This is a genomic window from Streptomyces sp. NPDC057900 (assembly GCF_042887885.1).
Taxonomy (GTDB): domain Bacteria; phylum Actinomycetota; class Actinomycetes; order Streptomycetales; family Streptomycetaceae; genus Streptomyces.
The window spans coordinates 269,765-286,791 of the sequence record NZ_JBHVOI010000005.1 but is presented as its reverse complement, the minus strand read 5'-3'; the positions used below and the strand labels follow the sequence as shown (position 1 = coordinate 286,791).

General features: G+C 72.5%; 12 protein-coding genes. 6 read left to right on the top strand and 6 right to left on the bottom strand.

Going from position 1 to position 17,027, the window contains the following annotated elements:
• Window positions 1-203: 203 nt before the first annotated feature.
• Window positions 204-4,274 carry a hypothetical protein gene (locus tag ACFVQ0_RS21530; RefSeq protein WP_390090286.1) on the top strand — a complete coding sequence of 1,357 codons (4,071 nt, stop codon included), beginning with the start codon at window positions 204-206 and terminating at the stop codon, window positions 4,272-4,274.
• A 154-nt stretch (window positions 4,275-4,428) separates the two neighbouring features.
• Here the strand turns inward: ACFVQ0_RS21530 and ACFVQ0_RS21525 are convergent, their stop codons facing one another.
• From ACFVQ0_RS21525 to ACFVQ0_RS21505, 5 genes are all read right to left on the bottom strand, one after another.
• The gene (locus ACFVQ0_RS21525) at window positions 4,429-7,578 is read right to left on the bottom strand and encodes an efflux RND transporter permease subunit (protein ID WP_390090284.1); all 3,150 of its coding nucleotides are present in this window, start codon (window positions 7,576-7,578) and stop codon (window positions 4,429-4,431) included.
• A gap of 163 nt (window positions 7,579-7,741) precedes the next feature.
• Window positions 7,742-8,437 (bottom strand): response regulator, encoded by a 696-nt coding sequence (locus ACFVQ0_RS21520; RefSeq protein WP_390090282.1) that lies wholly within the window; start codon window positions 8,435-8,437, stop codon window positions 7,742-7,744.
• Complete coding sequence (locus tag ACFVQ0_RS21515; RefSeq protein WP_390090280.1) at window positions 8,434-9,696, bottom strand: sensor histidine kinase; 1,263 nt, start codon at window positions 9,694-9,696, stop codon at window positions 8,434-8,436. Before ACFVQ0_RS21515 ends, ACFVQ0_RS21520 begins: the two co-directional genes overlap by 4 nt.
• Before the next feature lie 152 nt (window positions 9,697-9,848).
• Window positions 9,849-10,127 (bottom strand): hypothetical protein, encoded by a 279-nt coding sequence (locus ACFVQ0_RS21510; RefSeq protein ID WP_390090278.1) that lies wholly within the window; start codon window positions 10,125-10,127, stop codon window positions 9,849-9,851.
• 9 nt (window positions 10,128-10,136) lie between these two features.
• Window positions 10,137-10,922, bottom strand: coding sequence for a PspA/IM30 family protein (locus ACFVQ0_RS21505; RefSeq protein WP_311306124.1), 786 nt, complete (start codon window positions 10,920-10,922; stop codon window positions 10,137-10,139).
• Window positions 10,923-11,274: 352 nt separating this feature from the next.
• On the opposite strand from ACFVQ0_RS21505, the gene ACFVQ0_RS21500 reads away from it, so the two are divergent.
• From ACFVQ0_RS21500 to ACFVQ0_RS21490, 3 genes are all read left to right on the top strand, one after another.
• The gene (locus tag ACFVQ0_RS21500) at window positions 11,275-11,874 is read left to right on the top strand and encodes a DUF3043 domain-containing protein (RefSeq protein ID WP_390090276.1); all 600 of its coding nucleotides are present in this window, start codon (window positions 11,275-11,277) and stop codon (window positions 11,872-11,874) included.
• A gap of 89 nt (window positions 11,875-11,963) precedes the next feature.
• Window positions 11,964-12,716 carry a class I SAM-dependent methyltransferase gene (locus ACFVQ0_RS21495; protein ID WP_390090749.1) on the top strand — a complete coding sequence of 251 codons (753 nt, stop codon included), beginning with the start codon at window positions 11,964-11,966 and terminating at the stop codon, window positions 12,714-12,716.
• Window positions 12,717-12,860: 144 nt separating this feature from the next.
• Entirely contained in the window at window positions 12,861-13,952 is a 1,092-nt protein-coding gene (locus ACFVQ0_RS21490) for a S1C family serine protease (RefSeq protein ID WP_390090274.1), read from the top strand.
• Window positions 13,953-14,057: 105 nt separating this feature from the next.
• On the opposite strand, the gene ACFVQ0_RS21485 is transcribed toward ACFVQ0_RS21490, so the two are convergent.
• Window positions 14,058-14,303, bottom strand: coding sequence for a hypothetical protein (locus ACFVQ0_RS21485; protein WP_390090272.1), 246 nt, complete (start codon window positions 14,301-14,303; stop codon window positions 14,058-14,060).
• Between the two features lie 126 nt (window positions 14,304-14,429).
• Between ACFVQ0_RS21485 and ACFVQ0_RS21480 the strand changes: the two genes are divergently transcribed.
• Together ACFVQ0_RS21480 and cobT are read left to right on the top strand one after the other, a co-directional pair.
• Complete coding sequence (locus ACFVQ0_RS21480) at window positions 14,430-15,632, top strand: bifunctional adenosylcobinamide kinase/adenosylcobinamide-phosphate guanylyltransferase (RefSeq protein WP_390090270.1); 1,203 nt, start codon at window positions 14,430-14,432, stop codon at window positions 15,630-15,632.
• A gap of 162 nt (window positions 15,633-15,794) precedes the next feature.
• Window positions 15,795-16,943 carry a nicotinate-nucleotide--dimethylbenzimidazole phosphoribosyltransferase gene (gene cobT, locus ACFVQ0_RS21475; protein WP_390090268.1) on the top strand — a complete coding sequence of 383 codons (1,149 nt, stop codon included), beginning with the start codon at window positions 15,795-15,797 and terminating at the stop codon, window positions 16,941-16,943.
• The last annotated feature ends 84 nt before the right edge of the window (window positions 16,944-17,027 follow it).

The following is a 17,027-nucleotide window of genomic DNA, read 5'->3' as shown; positions in this document are numbered from 1 at the left end:
CGCCTTCCGGCGGTTGCCCGGGGCCTTTCGCGTCGCTGGTGGCGGTCGGCCGGTTTCCGCCGTACGGCACCCAAGTTGCCCTTTCCGTAATTACCCTGCTACTCACCGCAGCGGCCCCGGCCGAGAACGGACCGGTGCGGACGGGAAGCGCGGGTCACCTGGTGATGACCGCGTTGGTTCTGTGACGGAGAGCGGGACGGGCAATGGTGCGTGAGTCGGGTGTGACGGGCGACGAGGGACGCGAGCCGGTGGAGGGGGCGGCCGGGCTCCCGGCGGGCTCCTTCTTCACGGGCCGCGAGGAGGTGCTGGGCCGGATCACCGCGTGGCTGGAGGCGGACGAGACCGGGCTCTTCCTGGTGACCGGCCCGGCGGGCTGCGGCAAGTCGGCCGTGCTGGACCGGATCACGACGCTCGGCGGCCACGTGCGGCGCGAGGAGACCGAGGCGCACGAGGCCGACCCGGGCCCCCGCCACCGCCCGCGCCGCCCACTCGCCTCCGTGCTCCTGCGGGACCTGAGCCCGCTCCAGGCGGCCTCGGAGCTGGCCCTGCGGCTCGGACTGCCGGAACCCCGCAGCGCCGACGACTTCCGGGCCGGGCTGCGCGCCTCTTCCCCGCAGCCGGTACTGGTGCTGGACGGCCTGGACGAAGTGCCCGCCGAGCACCTCCGCGCCATGATCGAGGAGCTGGTCCTCCCGCTCTGCCGGACGAGCCCGGTCCTGCTCGGCTCCCGCGAGGGCGCGTTCGGCGGCCGTATCGCGGAGGGCGGGTACCGGGGCGAGACCCTGCCGGACGCCCTCGCCCGGCTGACCGGCGCGCGGGTCACCGTCGCGGACCTGGAGCGGGAGCCGCACACCCGCGCCGATATCGGTGAGTACGTGTTCCGGCGGTGCGTGGCGGCCGGGGTTGCGGAGGACCGGGCGCGGGCGGCGGGCGAGACGGTCGCCGCCCGCGCCGCCGAGTTGGACGGCGGGTTCCTGTTCGCGCGGCTGGTGGCGGCGTCGGCCGGGGCCGACGGGGACCGGCTGCCCGATTCCGTCGGGGCCGCGTTCGAGGAGGACCTGCGGTCGGGGCCGGTACGGGTACGGGAGGACGGCACCGAACTGCCGTCGGCCGCCCGGGATCTGCTGACCGCGCTGGCGTGGACGGCCGGGCGCGGGATGCCCGCCGGGGGTGTGTGGGAGGAGGTCGCCGGGGCGCTGGGCGGCAGCGGTGCGGTGGCGTACGACGAGAGCGACGTGGACTGGCTGCTGTCCACGTACGGCCGCTACGTCACCGAGGACTCGGAGGACGGCCGGGCGGTGTACCGGCTCTCCCACCACGCGTTCGTGCCGCTCCTCGCGGACCGGGAGGAGCGGAGCCGCTCCGGGGCCGGTGAGGCGGCGCTGACCGCGCTGGTCGGTCACATCGGGCGGCGAGCGGTGGGCGACGACTGGGCGGCGGTAGATCCGTACGTGGTGCGGGGGCTGGCGCCGCACGCGGTCCGGGCGGGCGCACCGGGGATCGCGATGCTGCGGGGACTGGTGGACCGGGGCGGGGCGGGGGCGGCGCCGGTGCTGGCCGAGGCCTTGTCCCGGTTCTCCGAGCGGCTCGGGGCGGAAGGCGACCCGGCGGGTGCGCTGGACGCGGCGCGGGAGGCGGCCGATCTGTACCGGGAGCTGGAAACCGGCGCTCCCGGAGCGTTCGGTGCGGCGCCGGTACGCGCCCTGGTCGACGTGGCCCACGCGTACGCCGCCGCCGGCGACCGTGCCGGGGCCCTGGGATCGGCGCGCGAAGTGGCCGAGCTCCAACGGAACCTGGCCGAAGCGGGCGACAACGCGTCGCACCCCGGCCTCGCTCCCGCCCTGAGCGGTCTCGGCCGGCGGGTCGGCGATATCGGTGACCGCGAGGGCGCGGTCGCCCTGACGCTGGAGGCAGTCTCCGTCTGCCGGCGGCACGTGGAGCGGGACCCGGTGGCGTTCCGCCCCGGTCTCGCCACGGCGCTGACCGGCCTGGCGGCGCAGCTGGCAGCCGTCGGGCAGCCCCGGACGGCCGTGGCCGCCGCACAGGAGGCCGTGGACATCTACCAGGAGCTGGCGGCCTCGCACCCCGACGAGTTCCTCGCCCCGCTCGCCGATGCCCTGATCCAGTTGTCCGCGTACCGGCAGGAAGCCGGTGATCTCGACCGGTGCCTGGCGCCCGCGCGGAAGGCCGTGGAGCTCTGCCGGGATCTCGTCGCGCTCCATCCGGCGGCCTTCCAGCCGCAGTTGGCGGGCGCCCTCAACAGCCTGGCGGACCGCCTCTCCGCCACCGGTGACCACGCGGACGCCCTCACTACCGTCCGGGACGGCGCGCTCCTGTACGCCGAGGTCGCGACGCGGCACCACGACGTCTTCCAGCCGGATTTCGCCCGTTCCATGTCTTCCCTGGCCAACAAGACGGCAGCCGCGGGGGATCTGACATCGGCGGTCATCCTCGCGAGCGAGGCCGTACGCATCCAGCGCGAGCTGACCTTGGACCGGCCGGCAGCGGCCCTCCCGGGACTGGCCGAGACGCTCAGCCATCTCGCCACGCATCTCGCCGCCACGGGTGAGCCCGCCGCGGCTCTGCCCAACGCCGAGGAGGCGACCGCCCTCTGGGGGCGCCTGGCCGCCGAGGACCCGGACACCTGGCTGCCGAGGTACGCGACCGCTCTCAGCGACCTCGGCAACCGTCGCGCGAGCCTGGGCGATGTGTCGGGGGCGCTCGCGGCGGGCCGGGAGTCGGTCGCCATCCGCCGCGCACTCGCCGTCCAGCAGCCCCCCGCCTTCCGGCAGGAGCTGGCCACGGCGCTCACCCGGCTCGCCGCTCACCTGTACCGGGCCGACGACCCGGCGGCGGGGCTGAGCGCCTCGGAGGAGGCGGTCGCCCTCTTCCGTGAACTCGCCGCGCACGAGCCCGCTCTCCGCTCCCCGCTCGCGGGCTCGCTCGGCACCCTGGCGCAGAATCTCGGCGCCACCGGCAACCGGAAGGAAGCCCTGGAGACGGCCGGGGAGGGCGTCCGTATCCTGCGCGGTCTCGGCAGCACCCACCGCCCCGATCTGGCGCTCGCCCTCCAGAACCTCAGCAAGCACCTGGAGGCGGACCACGACACCGAAGGCGCGGTGAGCGCGGCGGAGGAGGCGGCCGCCGTCTACCGGACGCTGGCGCTGGAGGACCCCGACGCCTACGAGAAGGACCTGGTCTCCGCTCTCGTCAACCTGGCGCAGGCCCTCGTCCGCACCGGCGACCACACCTCCGCCGTCCGGCATTTCGACGAGACCGTGGCGGAGTTCGCCTCCGTCCACCCGGCGACCGGCCACCGTCTCGGTGCCGAGCGGAGCATCTTCCTGCTGGGCTGTCCCGCGCCCCACGCCCCGGCCGGGGTACGCGAGCTCGTGGCCCTTCTCGACGGGGAGTCCGCGCCGAACGGTGTCGCGGACCTCACGACCGTACGGGCCCGCAGGGCGCTGCGCGCGTACGGTGACGCCGGGGCCGTCCGCACGGCGTGGGAGGCGGAGACCGGTTCCGCCGCACCGGCCTGGCTCGACCTGTCTCCGGAGACGGTGAACCTGGTCAGTTCCTGGATGTTCGCGCCCAACTGGCCCGAGTCACGCGACTTCTGGTCCCGGAACGCCGAGGCGCTCAGCAGCGGGGAGACAGCGGCCGCCCTCGAAGAGGCGGCCCTCCTCGACCCCGGCACCGCTCAACGGCATGCCGCACTCCGCGAGATCGTCATGGCCCACGGCGTGACCGCCGCCTACGATCCGCTGATCATCAGGGAGCAGCTGGCGGAGTGGGTGGAGTGCGCGGACTGGGCGGAGTCGCGGGCCTTCCTTGAGGACCACCCCCGCATCCTCCAGGTCCAGCCGCCCGAGGCCACCCCGCTCACGCACGTCGCCGTCCTCGATGTCACCCGCACCGAGGGACTGGATGCCGCGTACCGCCTCGTCGAGGACCGCGGCGCCCTCCAGGCCTACGTGGAGCGCGCGTTGGACGCCGGGGACGGCAACGCGCTGATGCACGCGGCGGCCGTGGAGGGGCAGGTCTTCAACGACAAGCTGTCCTCCCTCACGCACGCCCAGGCGAGCATGGTGCTCTCCGGGGCGGTCGACGCCGTGGAGCCGAACGATCTGGCCACGCTGCTGCCCAGGGCCCGGGAGGAGATCCGGGTCCGGCTGCTGAGGGAGATCTGCGCCCTCAGCGTCCAGCACGCCCATCCGCACGGCGATACGTGGCTCCGGATCGTCAAGGCCCTCAGCGGAAGCGCTCCCGCCTGAGGCCCGCGCGTTCCCGTCCCGCCGGCCGGCGCCCCCACCGTTCGCCGACCGCCCGTGTACCGCATGCCGGTCAGCGGGCGGAAGACCGAGAGGGCCCGGTCCCACGCACTCGCGTGGGACCGGGCCCTCTCCGTCGTATCGGGCTCCGACTCGGTCAGGCCTGTGCGGGCTCGGTCTCCCGGGCCTCTTCGGACTCGGCCTGGGCCGGGACGCCCGCCTTCGCGGCGCGCTTGTCGGCCTTCTTCTTCGCGCGGCGCTCCTTGCGGAGCTCCACCATCGCGTAGAGCGTCGGCACCAGGAGCAGCGTCAGCAGCGTCGAGGTGACCAGACCGCCGATGACCACGACGGCCAGCGGCTGCGAGATGAAGCCGCCCTCGCCGGTGACGCCGAGCGCCATCGGGAGGAGGGCGAAGATGGTCGCCAGTGCCGTCATCAGGATCGGGCGCAGACGGTGGCGGCCGCCCTCGATGACCGCCTCGACGACGCCCATGCCCTGTCGCCGGTACTGGTTGATCAGGTCGATCAGCACGATCGCGTTGGTCACCACGATGCCGATCAGCATCAGCATGCCGATCATCGCCGCGACGCCCATCGGGGTGCCGGTGATGAGGAGCAGGCCGATCGCGCCGGTGGCGGCGAACGGGATGGAGACCAGCAGGATCAGCGGCTGGATGAGCGACCGGAAGGTGGCGACCAGCAGCATGAAGACGATCGCGACGGCCGCCAGCATGGCCAGGGCCAGCTTGACGAAGGCGTCGTTCTGGTCCTCGGAGACGCCGCCGATGGTGGCGGTGGCGCCGTCCGGGAGGTTCAGCGAGTCGACCTTCTTCTGGAGTGCCGCGCTGACGCTGCCGGTGTCGTCACCGACGGGCTTGGCGGTGATCGTCGCGGCGCGCTGGCCGTCGATCCGGGTCATGGAGACCGGTCCGGGGACCAGCTTCACGTCGGCGATCGTGCCGAGCTTGACCGGGCCGAGCGGGAGGTTCTTCAGCTCGGCCATGGTGGCGGCCGGGTGGGCGGACTTGATGACGACGTCGCGCTCGGTGTCGTCCATGATCGCCTTGCCGGAAGGAGTGCCCTTCACGGCGCCCGCGACGGCCGCGCCCAGGGTGGCCTGGCTGAAGCCGTGGTCGGCGGCCTCGGGCTTCGCCGTGACCGAGATGCGCGGGATGCTCTGCGACAGGTCGCTCTGGACGTCGGAGACGTCCTTGAGGCCCGCCACCGCCTTGCGCACCTGCTCGGAGGACTTGGCGAGGACGTCCGCGTCGGCGGCCTTGACCACGACGCTCAGGTCCTGGCTGCCGAAGCCGCCCGCCTCCGCGATGGTCGTGTCACCGATGCCGTCGAGCTTGCCGAGCGCCTCGTCGAGGCGCTTCTCGGTGGCGTCGTACTCGGCCGGGTCCTTCAGCGTCACCTGGTAGGTGGCCTGGTTGGCTCCCGTGCCGCCGCCGAAGGCGGCCATGAAGCCGGACGAGCCGACGGTGACCTGGTACTCCTTGACGCTCTTGTCGGCGGCGAGGAGCTTCTCGACCTTCTTGGACGCCTCGTCGGCGGCCGCCAGGCTGGTGCCGGGGGCCAGCTCCTGGTTGATGGAGAGGACCTCCTGCTCGCCCTGGTCGAAGAGGGTGGTCTTCAGCAGCGGGGCCATACCGAAGGTGCCGATCAGCACGACGACGGCGATGACCACGCTGACGATGCGGCGACGGGTGGCGAAGCCCAGCACCTTGACGTACATCCGCTGGAGCCTGCTGCGGGCTTCCTTCTCCTCGGCCTTGCGGCGGGCCGCATCCGGGTCCTCCACGCTGCCCTTGGGGGAGCGCAGGAACCAGAACGACAGCACGGGCACGACGGTCAGCGAGACCAGCAGGGAGGCCAGCAGGGCCGCGGTGATGGTCAGCGAGAACGAGCCGAACAGCTCGCCGACCATGCCGCCGACCAGACCGATCGGCAGGAAGACGGCGACCGTGGTGAGGGTGGAGGCGGTGACAGCACCGGCCACTTCCTTCACCGCGGCGAGGATCGCGGACTGGCGCTCCTCCCCGTAGCTGAGGTGCCGCTTGATGTTCTCCAGGACGACGATCGAGTCGTCGACGACCCGGCCGATCGCGATGGTCAGCGCGCCCAGGGTGAGCATGTTGAGCGAGAGGTCACGGGTCCAGAGCACGATCAGCGCGAGGACCACGGAGAGCGGGATGGAGACCGCGGTGACCAGGGTCGAGCGGAGCGAGGCCAGGAAGATCAGGATGACGATGATCGCGAAGACCAGGCCGAGCGCGCCCTCCGTGGTCAGGCCCGAGATCGCCTTGGAGACCGCGGGGCCCTGGTCGGAGACGACGGTCAGCTCGGCGCCGGCGCCGAGGTCCTTGCGCAGATCGGGGAGCTTGTCCTTGACCGCGTCCGAGATGGCGACGGCGCTGCCGTCCTTGTCCATCGTGGCCATGACGGCGAGGCTCGGCCTGCCGTTGGTGCGGGTGATGGAGTCCGCGGTGGCGGGCTCCTGCGTCACCTTCGCGATGTCACCGACCCGGACCGGCTTGCCGGGCTTGCCCGTCGCCGGGTCCTGACCGTTGACCCGGAGGTCCTCGATCTGCTTCAGCGAGGTGAAGGCGCCGCCGACCTGCACGGTGCGGCTCTTGCCCGACTCGGAGAAGGAACCGGCCGGGACGGTCGCGCCGCCGGACTGGAGCGCCTGGGAGAGCGAGGCCGCGTTCAGACCGGCTGCCGCGAGCTTCTTGTCGTCGGGGGTGACGGAGATCTGGAGGTCCCGCACACCGTCGACGGACACCTGGCCGACGCCGTCGATGTCCTCAAGGGCGGGGACGACGGTGCGGTCCAGCTGGTCCGCGAGGGCCTGCTGGTCCTTGTCGGAGGTGACGGCGAGGACGACGGTCGGGATGTCGTCGGTGGAACCGGCGACGACCTGCGGGTCGACGCTGTCGGGCAGCTGGACGCGGGCGCGGTTCACGGCCTGCTGGATGTCCGCGACGAGCTGCTTCGTGCCCTCGTCGCCGAAGTCGAAGGACGCCATGATGACGGCGTTGCCCTCGCTGGCGGTGGAGGTGATTCCGGTGACGCCGTCGACGGCCTTGATCGAGTTTTCCAGCGGTTCGACGACCTGCTTCTCGACCACATCGGGGGACGCACCCTGATAGGGGGCGAGCACCGACACCATCGGGAGTTCGATGGTGGGCAGCAGCTGCTGCTTGAGCTGCGGGATCGCGATCGCTCCGAACACGAGCGCAACGATCGAGATCAGCCCGATCAGGGCCCTTTGCGCGAGGCTGAATCTTGACAGCCAGGACATGGGTGGGTCTCTCTTCTGTGGCTTACGCGGCAGGTGGGCGGGTAACTCGGGGACAGACCCGGCCCACTTATACGATCTCCTACCGCTGGGCAGGGAAGCGTCAATCCCAGGTCGCTTTCTTGTCCGCCGCATACCGCAGCTGGAGTACGCCGCGGCTGCACCCTCACTCCACCCTGGGGCGCACCAGGCCCGATTCGTAGGCGATTACCACCAATTGCGCGCGGTCGCGGGCGCCCAGCTTCGCCATCGCCCGGTTCACATGCGTCTTGACGGTGAGCGGGCTGACCACCAGGCGCTCCGCGATCTCGTCGTTGGAGAGCCCGGCCGCGACCAGGACCAGCACCTCGCGCTCCCGGGTGGTGAGGGCCGCGAGGCGCGCGGAGTACTCAGCGGCGCCCGGCCCCTCTTCGCCCGAACCGCCGCCCTGCGCCAGGAACGTGGCGATCAGCCCCTTGGTCGCGGCCGGTGAGAGCAGCGCCTCGCCGCCCGCGGCGATCCGGATGGCGTTGAGGAGCTCCTCCGGTTCCGCGCCCTTGCCCAGGAAGCCGGAGGCACCGGCCCTCAGCGACTGGACCACGTACTCGTCCACCTCGAAGGTGGTGAGCATGACCACGCGTACGCCCGTGAGTTCGGGGTCGGCGCTGATCATCCGGGTCGCGGTGAGCCCGTCCGTGCCCGGCATCCTGATGTCCATCAGCACCACGTCGGCGCCGGTCGAGCGGGCCAGCTCCACCGCTGCCGCGCCATCGGCCGCCTCACCGACCACCCGCATGTCCGGCTCCGAGTCGACGAGCACCCGGAACGCGCTGCGCAGGAGCGCCTGGTCGTCGGCGAGCAGGACCTTGATGGCCGGTGTCATGCGTTCTCCCCCGTACGGCCCGCCATGTCCGGTTGATCCGGCTGCTGCGGTAGGGCCTTGACGGGCAGGATCGCATGGACGCGGAAGCCGCCGCCGTAACGGGGTCCGGCGTTGAGGGTGCCGCCCAGGGCCGTGACCCGTTCCCGCATGCCGAGCAGTCCGTGGCCGCCCCCGTCGGCCGTGCCGCCCTGGTTGCCCCGGCCGTTGTCGAGCACCATGACCTCGGCGGTGGCCCCGACCCGTACGACGCTCACCTCGGCCTTGGCGCCGGGGCCCGCGTGCTTGCGGACGTTGGTCAGCGCCTCCTGGATCACCCGGTACGCGGCCAGGTCCACGGCGGCGGGCAGCGGTGGGTTCCCGCCGGCCGCGCAGGCCACCTCGACGGGCAGCCCGGCCCGGCGCACGGTCTTCACCAGCTCGTCCAGGACGGCGAGGCCGGGGGCGGGCTCCGTCGGCGCCTCCGGGTCGCCGGACTGGCGCAGCAGCCCGACGGTGGCCCGTAGTTCGTTGAGCGCGGAGCGGCTGGCCTCGCGGACGTGGGCGAGCGCCTGCTTGGCCTGGTCGGGGCGCTTGTCCATGACGTGGGCCGCGACCCCGGCCTGCACGTTGACCAGGGCGATGTGGTGGGCGACGACGTCGTGCAGGTCGCGGGCGATCCGCAGCCGCTCCTCGGCCACCCGTCGCCCGGCCTCCTCCTCGCGGGTCCGCTCGGCCCGCTCCGCGCGTTCCCGGATCGCGTCGACGAAGGCGCGCCGGGAGCGTACGGCGTCCCCGGCGGCGCTCGCCATCCCGGTCCAGGCGAAGACGCCGAAGTTCTCCTGGCTGTACCAGGGCGCGGGACCGAAGAGCATCGCGGCGGCGGTGAGCGCGGCCATCGTGAGCAGCCCGACCCGCCAGGTGGTGGGCCGGTCGGTGCGGGCGGCGATGGTGTAGAGCGCGATGACCACGCTGAACACGACCGGGGTCGGCGGGTCCACCAGCACCAGTTCGACGACCGTCAGCGCACTGGTGGCGACGAGCACGGCCTTCGGGTGGCGGCGGCGCCACACCAGGGCGAGGGCGCCCAGCACCATCAGCAGCACGCTGCTCGCGTCGGGGGTGCGGGTGCCGAAGGTGTGTCCGCTGCGCGAGCCGGGGTCGGCGAACGAGCCGACGATCATGGCGGTGAGCACGCACAGGGCGAGTGCTCCGTCCAGCGCGAGCGGATGGTCGCGCAGCCAGTGCCGGACGCGCAGCACGCCGGTTCCGAGGGAGGTCACGTCAAGCAACGTTACGGCGTGTCGCGCGGGAATCGGTCCGGCCCGCGGCGAGCGGAATGCCGTCGGCCGGTCCGCCGCACGCACGACAGTGCCCCGCGTCCGGCGGACCGGGCGCGGGGCACTGTCGGTGCGGGTGCTGGAGCTGCCGGTTCTCAGCCGGGAATCAGACCGTCGTCGCGGAGCATGGCGCGTACCTCTTCGAGGGTCGCCTCCGGTGACGGCAGGATCAGCTCGGACGGCTCCAGGGAGTCGTCCGGCAAGGGCGTGCCGAGTTCGCGCACCCTGGCGAGGAGCGCGTGGAGAGTGGAGCGGAAGCCGGGGCCGTCGCCGCTCTCCATTTCGGCGAGCAGTTCGTTGTCGAGCTCGTCGAGCCCGGCGAGATGACTGTCGGCCAGGAGTACCTGGCCCTCCCCCATGATCCGTACGATCATGTCGCTGCCTTAATTCTTGTCGAACTTGTGCGGGGACCGGTCCTGGGACTGCTGCTGGGCGGCATCCTGCGGGCCGCCCTCGATGGCCTGCTGCGAGGAGGAGCCGCCGGCCAGTTCGGCCTTCATGCGCTGCAGCTCCAGCTCCACGTCGGAGCCGCCGGAGATCCGGTCGAGCTCGGCGGTGAGGTCGTCCTTCGCCGTGCCGGTCGGGTCGTCCAGGGCGCCGGAGGCGAGCAACTCGTCGATCGCGCCCGCGCGCGCCTGGAGCTGCTGGGTCTTGTCCTCGGCCCGCTGGATCGCCAGGCCGACATCGCCCATCTCCTCGGAGATGCCCGAGAAGGCCTCCCCGATCCGGGTCTGCGCCTGGGCCGCCGTGTAGGTGGCCTTGATCGTCTCCTTCTTGGTACGGAAGGCATCGACCTTGGCCTGCAGCCGCTGGGCCGCGAGAGTGAGCTTCTCCTCCTCACCCTGCAGCGTGGTGTGCTGCGTCTCCAGGTCGGTGACCTGCTGCTGGAGGGCCGCCCGGCGCGACAGCGCCTCGCGGGCCAGGTCCTCGCGACCGAGCGCGAGTGCCTTGCGGCCCTGGTCCTCCAGCTTCGAGGTCTGGCCCTGCAACTGGTTCAGCTGCAGCTCCAGACGCTTGCGCGACGTCGCCACATCGGCGACACCGCGGCGTACCTTCTGAAGCAGCTCCAGCTGCTTCTGGTACGAGTAATCGAGGGTCTCGCGCGGGTCCTCGGCCCTGTCAAGGGCCTTGTTTGCCTTCGCGCGGAAGATCATCCCCATACGCTTCATGACACCGCTCATGGGCTTCGCGCGCCCCCTTCTGACTTAACTGGGCTCCAGCACTCCAACAGAACCCACAGTACGGGCCCTGTCTCTATTACCGCACTGTTCGAGCAAGGATGTGGTCCTCCCCAAGGACGACTGACACCGCCCGGCGCTCCAGCGCAAGGAGTAGGTGAAGGCCGGGGAATCCGTTGACCGCACCCGGATCGTCCCGCTTGCGATGCCCCTGTCATCCCCTGTCGTCCCGCCCGCAACGCCCGTATCGTCCCGCTCGCAGACGGCCGGGGACGCGGGCCGTTGCCGGATCGTTCCCGGCCGGCCTGGGGTCGCGGCGATCGACCCCGTACCCTTGGGCCTTGTGTTCCGTAGCCGCTCCAAGGAAGAGAAGGCCCCCACCGGCAAGGTGACGGCGGACCTCTCCAAGACGCCCCGCGACCCGCAGGCCCCCAAAGGTCGCCCCACCCCCAAGCGCAGCGATGCCCAAACGCAGCGCCGTCGTGCCTCCAGTGGAGCGCCGACCGACCGCAAGGAGGCCATGAAGCGCCAGCGCGAGGCGCGCCGCGTGGACATGGCCAAGCAGCGTGAGGCGCTCGCCAGTGGTGACGAGCGCTATCTGCCGGCCCGTGACAAGGGCCCGGTGCGGCGCTTCGTCCGTGACTTCGTGGACTCGCGCTTCTGCATCGCGGAGTATTTCCTGCCGCTCGCCGTGGTCATCCTGATTCTCAGCGTGATCCAGGTGCGGGGCATCCAGAACATCTCGCTGCTGCTCTGGCTCGGCGTCATCGTGCTGATCGTGGTCGACTCGATCGGGCTGACGTTCCGGCTGCGCAAGCAGCTCAACGAGCGGTTCCCCGATACGCCCAAGCGCGGCGCGGTCGCCTACGGCCTGATGCGCACGCTCCAGATGCGACGGCTGCGGCTGCCCAAGCCGCAGGTCAAGCGCGGAGAGCGGCCCTGAGTACGGATCTCTTCGGCTCGGCCGGCGGTGCGTCCGCCGGTCGGCCGGGTGACGCCGTCGCCGGGTTCTCCGGAGCCGCCTCGGCGTGGCTGGACGGGCTCGGCGGGCTGCGCAACACCGTCCGTCAGGAGTTGGTCGCCCGGCAGCTGGACGAGCAGATCGCGGGCCGCTTCCCGGTCGGGCAGCGGCTGCGCATCCTGGACGTCGGCACCGGCCAGGGCACGCAGGCGCTGCGCCTCGCCCGCGCCGGGCACACCGTGACCGGCCTTGAGTCCGACACCGAGATGCTGCGGACCGCCCGTGAGGCGCTCGCGGGCGAGCCCGCCGGAATCCGTGAGCGGGTCCGGCTCATCGAGGGCAACGGCCAGGACACCGGGGTCCACTTCCTGCCCGGCAGCTTCGACGTGGTGCTCTGCCACGGCGTGCTCATGTACGTCCAGGCACCCGACGCCATGGTGGCCGGGCTGGCCCGGATGCTCGCGCCCGGCGGCCTGCTGTCGCTGCTCGTGCGGAACGCGGACGCGCTGGCGATGCGGGCCGGGACCGCCGGGGACTGGGACGCGGCGCTGACCGCGTTCGACACCGACCGCTACACCAACCGGCTCGGGGTGTCCGTCCGCGCGGACCGGCTCGACGCACTCACCGCGACGCTCGCCGGGATCGCGGCCCCGCTGCACGCCTGGTACGGGGTGCGGGTCTTCACGGACAACGTGAGCAACGACGCGCCCCTGCCCCCCGCGGCGGAGCTGGAACGCGTGCTGGCGGCGGAGGACCGGGCGGGCCGGACGGACCCCTACCGCAGGGTGGCCGCCCTGCTGCACCTGTGCGGGGTACGGGGCTGAGGGCTGCCCCTGCCGAGCTCGGGCGGGTGCGCCCGGCTGCGCTCGGGCGGGTGCCTTCAGCCGTTCTCGGGCGGGTGCCTTCAACCGAGCTCGGGCGGGTGCGCTCAAAATGCCACCAATGGGGTTGAAAGTAATAATCCGGACATGGATTCCCTTCACTCCCGCCGCCGTGCGCGCCGGCTGCTGCTGCCTCTGACCGCGGGTGTCTGTGCGATCGCGCTGGTCGGCGGCTGCTCGGACTCGAACTCGAACTCCTCGGGCCCCGACGCCACGAAGTCCGGGCAGGTCCAGCAGGGCCCGGCCGCGAAGGCCACCGGCGACCTCCAGGCCGAATACGAGTCCGTCATCAAGGACGTGCTGCCCTCCGTGGTGCAGATCGACGCGTCGGACAGCCTGGGTGCCGGCATCGTCTACGACACCAAGGGCCATATCGTCACCAACGCTCACGTCGTCGGCAAGGAGAAGACCTTCAAGGTCAGCTCGGCCACCGGCGAGCGGGTGCAGAGCGCCTCGCTGGTCGCCGCCTACCCGGAGCAGGACCTCGCCGTCATCAAGCTCGACAAGGTGCCCAAGGGAATCAAGGCCGCGAAGTTCGGTGACTCGGACAAGGTCGCGGTGGGCCAGATCGTGCTGGCGATGGGTTCGCCGCTCGGGCTGTCCAGCAGCGTCACCCAGGGGATCGTCTCGGCGCTCGGCCGGACCGTCAGCGAGAGCAGCGCGGGCGGCGGCACCGGGGCCACCATCGCGAACATGGTGCAGACCTCCGCCGCGATCAACCCGGGCAACAGCGGGGGCGCGCTGGTCAACCTGAACAGCGAGGTGATCGGCATCCCGACGCTGGCCGCGACCGACCCGCAGCTCGGCGGGAGCGCGGCGCCGGGGATCGGATTCGCGATCCCGGTCTCGATGGTGAAGACGGTCGCGGACCAGATCATCAAGAGCGGCAAGGTCACCGACTCGGGCCGGGCGGCGCTGGACATCACCGGCCGCACGGTCGTCGACAACAGCTACAAGCCGGCCGGGGTCGCGATCGTCAGCGTCTCGAAGGGCGGCGCGGCGGAGAAGGCGGGGCTGCGGGCCGGCGACATCATCACCAAGATCGGCGACACCCCGGTCACCACGATCACGTCCCTGTCGGAGGCGCTGGCCTCCGACAGGCCGGGCGAGAAGGTCACCGTGACGTATCTGCGCAGCGAGTCGGAGAAGACCGCGAAGGTCACCCTGGGCGAGATCTGAGATCCGAGAGCCGAGATCTGAGCCCGAGCCGGTACGCGGGACGGCCGCCGGACGGACCCCGAGGGGTGCGTCCGGCGGCCGTCCGCTCAGCTCGGCCTGCCCGGCTCAGCTCTGTTCAGCCTGCTCGGGCTGTTCCGCCTGCTCGGGCTGCTCGGCCTGGAGGCTCATCGGGCCGTAGATCTTCGTCGTGTCGTCGAAGAGCGTCACCTGAGCCGCCCCGCCGTCGAGGAGTTCCTTCCAGTACTCACCGATCCAGGACTCCGCGTCGCCCTGCGTCGTGAATTCCTCCGGCTGAAGGGCCGGCTCCGTCTCCGTACCGTCGGACTTCTCGAACCGCCACGTCCACGCCATGTCCGCCTCCTGGGTCACTTGTTACGCTCCGCAGCCTAGTGGCTGCGGACCTGCAAGGAAGGGGGCGGGCACGCCCGGTGCACCCCACGTCGCGCACCCGGTGCGGGTACGCGGGAGGATCGGACCGTGGAACTGACTCTGCTCGGCACCGGAGCCCCCGACGGGCTGCCCCGGCCGGAATGCCCCTGCGCCGCCTGCGCCACCGCCCACGGAGTGCGCAGCCGGGCCGCGACCGCTCTGCTGGTCGACGACGCGCTGCTGCTCGACCTGACCCCGGGGGCGGTGTTCGCCGCCGCCCGCGCGGGGCATTCGCTGACCGGCGTACGCCAGGTGCTGCTCACCCACCCGCACGACGGTCCCGCCGTCGAGCTGCCTCCCGGGCTGCCCCCGGCGGGCCGGGTGCCGGACGGGCAGGTGCTGACGCTGATCAGCGGACACCGGGTGCGGGCCGTCCCGATGGACGCGCCGGGCACCGGGTACGAGGTGATCGCGCCGGAGGGCGAGCGGCTGCTGTACCTGCCGCCGGGCGGCGCCCCCGCCGGTCTCGCCGACCGGATGGCGGAGCCGTACGACATGGTGGTCTGCGATGTGGTGGGCAGGCCCGACACGGTGGCCCGGCTGCGGGCCGTCGAGGCGGTCGGGCCGGCCACCGAGGTGGTCGCCGTCCATCTGGACCATGACGCGCCGTCGGGGCCCGCGCTCGACCGCCGGCTCGCGGCCGCCGGGGCGCGGGCCGTGCCGGACGGGACGACGCTGCCGGTCGGCGGGTACCACTCCGCACCGGACGTCCCCCGGCGCACCCTGATCACCGGCGGCGCGCGGTCCGGGAAGTCGGTCGAGGCCGAGCGGCGCCTGGAGACGTATCCGGAGGTCGTGTACGTGGCCACCGGCGGCACCCGCGACGGCGACGCGGACTGGGCGGCCAGGATCGGGCTGCACCGGGAGCGCAGACCGGCGGCCTGGCGCACGGAGGAGACCTGCGAGCTGGTGGAGCTGCTGACCTCCGACGGGCCCCCGCTGCTCATCGACTGCCTCTCGCTCTGGCTGACGGACGCGATGGACCGGGTGGACGCCTGGGAGGACGCGGCGTGGGCCGGTGGCGGGCGGAGCACGCTGCGCGGGCGGACGGCGGAGCTGGTGGCCGCGGTGCGCGGGACGCGGCGCACCGTCGTCCTGGTGACCAATGAGACCGGTTCCGGGGTGGTGCCGGCCTCCGCGGCCGGGCGGCGGTTCCGGGACGAGCTGGGCCGGCTGAACGCCTCGGTGGCCGCCGAGTGCGAACAGGTGCTGCTGGTGGTGGCCGGGCAGTCGCTGCCGCTGCGCGGCTGAGCGCCCGGCAGCGGACGGGGCAGCGGATGGGGCAGCGCACCGGCGGGGTCCGGAAATCGCGGCAGGTACTGTTCCGCAGGGGAGGTCACCCGGCAGCCTCTGCGAGGCTGCCGCCGGGCTCCCCCGGCCCACCTGACGTATCGACCCGCGAGGCAGACCCCCGTGAATCTGGACGACTTCTCCGACCTGATCGAACGCCCCGACGGGGGTGTACGGCGAGACGCCGAGGAGCGCCGGGAGCGCTTCGCGGTAGCCCCTGGCGCCCTCGGCCGCCTGGACGAGCTGGGTGAATGGCTCTCGGCGGCCCAGCAGGCCGTACCGGTCCGGCCGATCGGGCAGCCGAGGGTGGTGCTGTTCGCCGGTGACCACGGGGTGGCGGCGCTGGACGTCTCGGGCCGGGCGGCCGGCACCGCGTACGAGCTGGTGCGGGCCACGCTGGAGGGTGCGACACCGGCCGCCGTGCTGGCCCGCCGGTCCGGCGTTCCGGTGCGGATCGTCGACGCCGGCCTGGACTGCGACCCGGAGCTGCTGCCCGAGCAGGTGGTACGGACCCGGGTGCGGCGCGGCAGCGGCCGGATCGACATCGAGGACGCGCTGACGGCGGAGGAGGCCGAGCAGGCGGTACGCCTCGGTATGGCGATCGCCGACGAGGAGGCCGACTCCGGCACGGACCTGGTGGTGCTCGGTGACCTGAGCGTGGGCGGCACGACGGCCGCGGCCACCCTGATCGCGGCGCTGTGCGGCACCGACGCCTCGGTCGTCACCGGGCGCGGTGGCGCGGGCATCGACGACCTCGCGTGGATGCGCAAGTGCGCGGCGATCCGGGACGCGCTGCGCCGGGCCCGGCCGGTGCTGGGCGACCAGCTGGAGCTGCTGGCCACGGTGGGCGGCGCGGATCTGGCGGCGATGACCGGCTTCCTGCTCCAGTGCGCGGTGCGACGGCTGCCGGTGGTGCTGGACGGCGTGGTCTCCGCGGCCTGCGCGCTGGTCGGCCAGCGGGCGGCGTTCCGGGCGCCGGACTGGTGGCTGGCGGGGCACGTGAGCGGGGAGCCCGCGCAGGCGAAGGCGCTGGACCGGATGGCACTCAACCCGTTGCTCGACCACGGCGTCATGGTCGGGGAAGGAAGCGGGGCATTGCTCGCACTTCCGTTCGTGCAGGCCGCTGCCGCGCTGGCAGCGGAGCTGCCCGAGCGCGCACCGGCCGCCGACGAGGACGAAGCGGGAGAGAAGGAAGAGCTCGGGGACGGGGACGACGGCGAGGAGGCGGCCGCCGTCGAAGGGGCCAACGAGAGCGAACCGGCCGGGAACTGACGAGAAGCAGCTGACCGATCAGGCTGCGATCGCCGGACACCGGCCGCGGAGTGGCCCTTTATGAAGTGCGATGCCCCATATGAT

What these genes read in the sequence shown, in the direction of transcription:
- ACFVQ0_RS21505 (WP_311306124.1), bottom strand. Translation starts at nt 10,922, where the DNA reads ATGAAGCGTATGGGGATGATCTTCCGCGCGAAGGCAAACAAGGCCCTT.
- ACFVQ0_RS21525 (WP_390090284.1), bottom strand. Translation starts at nt 7,578, where the DNA reads ATGTCCTGGCTGTCAAGATTCAGCCTCGCGCAAAGGGCCCTGATCGGG.
- ACFVQ0_RS21520 (WP_390090282.1), bottom strand. Translation starts at nt 8,437, where the DNA reads ATGACACCGGCCATCAAGGTCCTGCTCGCCGACGACCAGGCGCTCCTG.
- ACFVQ0_RS21530 (WP_390090286.1), top strand. Translation starts at nt 204, where the DNA reads ATGGTGCGTGAGTCGGGTGTGACGGGCGACGAGGGACGCGAGCCGGTG.
- ACFVQ0_RS21490 (WP_390090274.1), top strand. Translation starts at nt 12,861, where the DNA reads ATGGATTCCCTTCACTCCCGCCGCCGTGCGCGCCGGCTGCTGCTGCCT.
- ACFVQ0_RS21485 (WP_390090272.1), bottom strand. Translation starts at nt 14,303, where the DNA reads ATGGCGTGGACGTGGCGGTTCGAGAAGTCCGACGGTACGGAGACGGAG.
- ACFVQ0_RS21510 (WP_390090278.1), bottom strand. Translation starts at nt 10,127, where the DNA reads ATGATCGTACGGATCATGGGGGAGGGCCAGGTACTCCTGGCCGACAGT.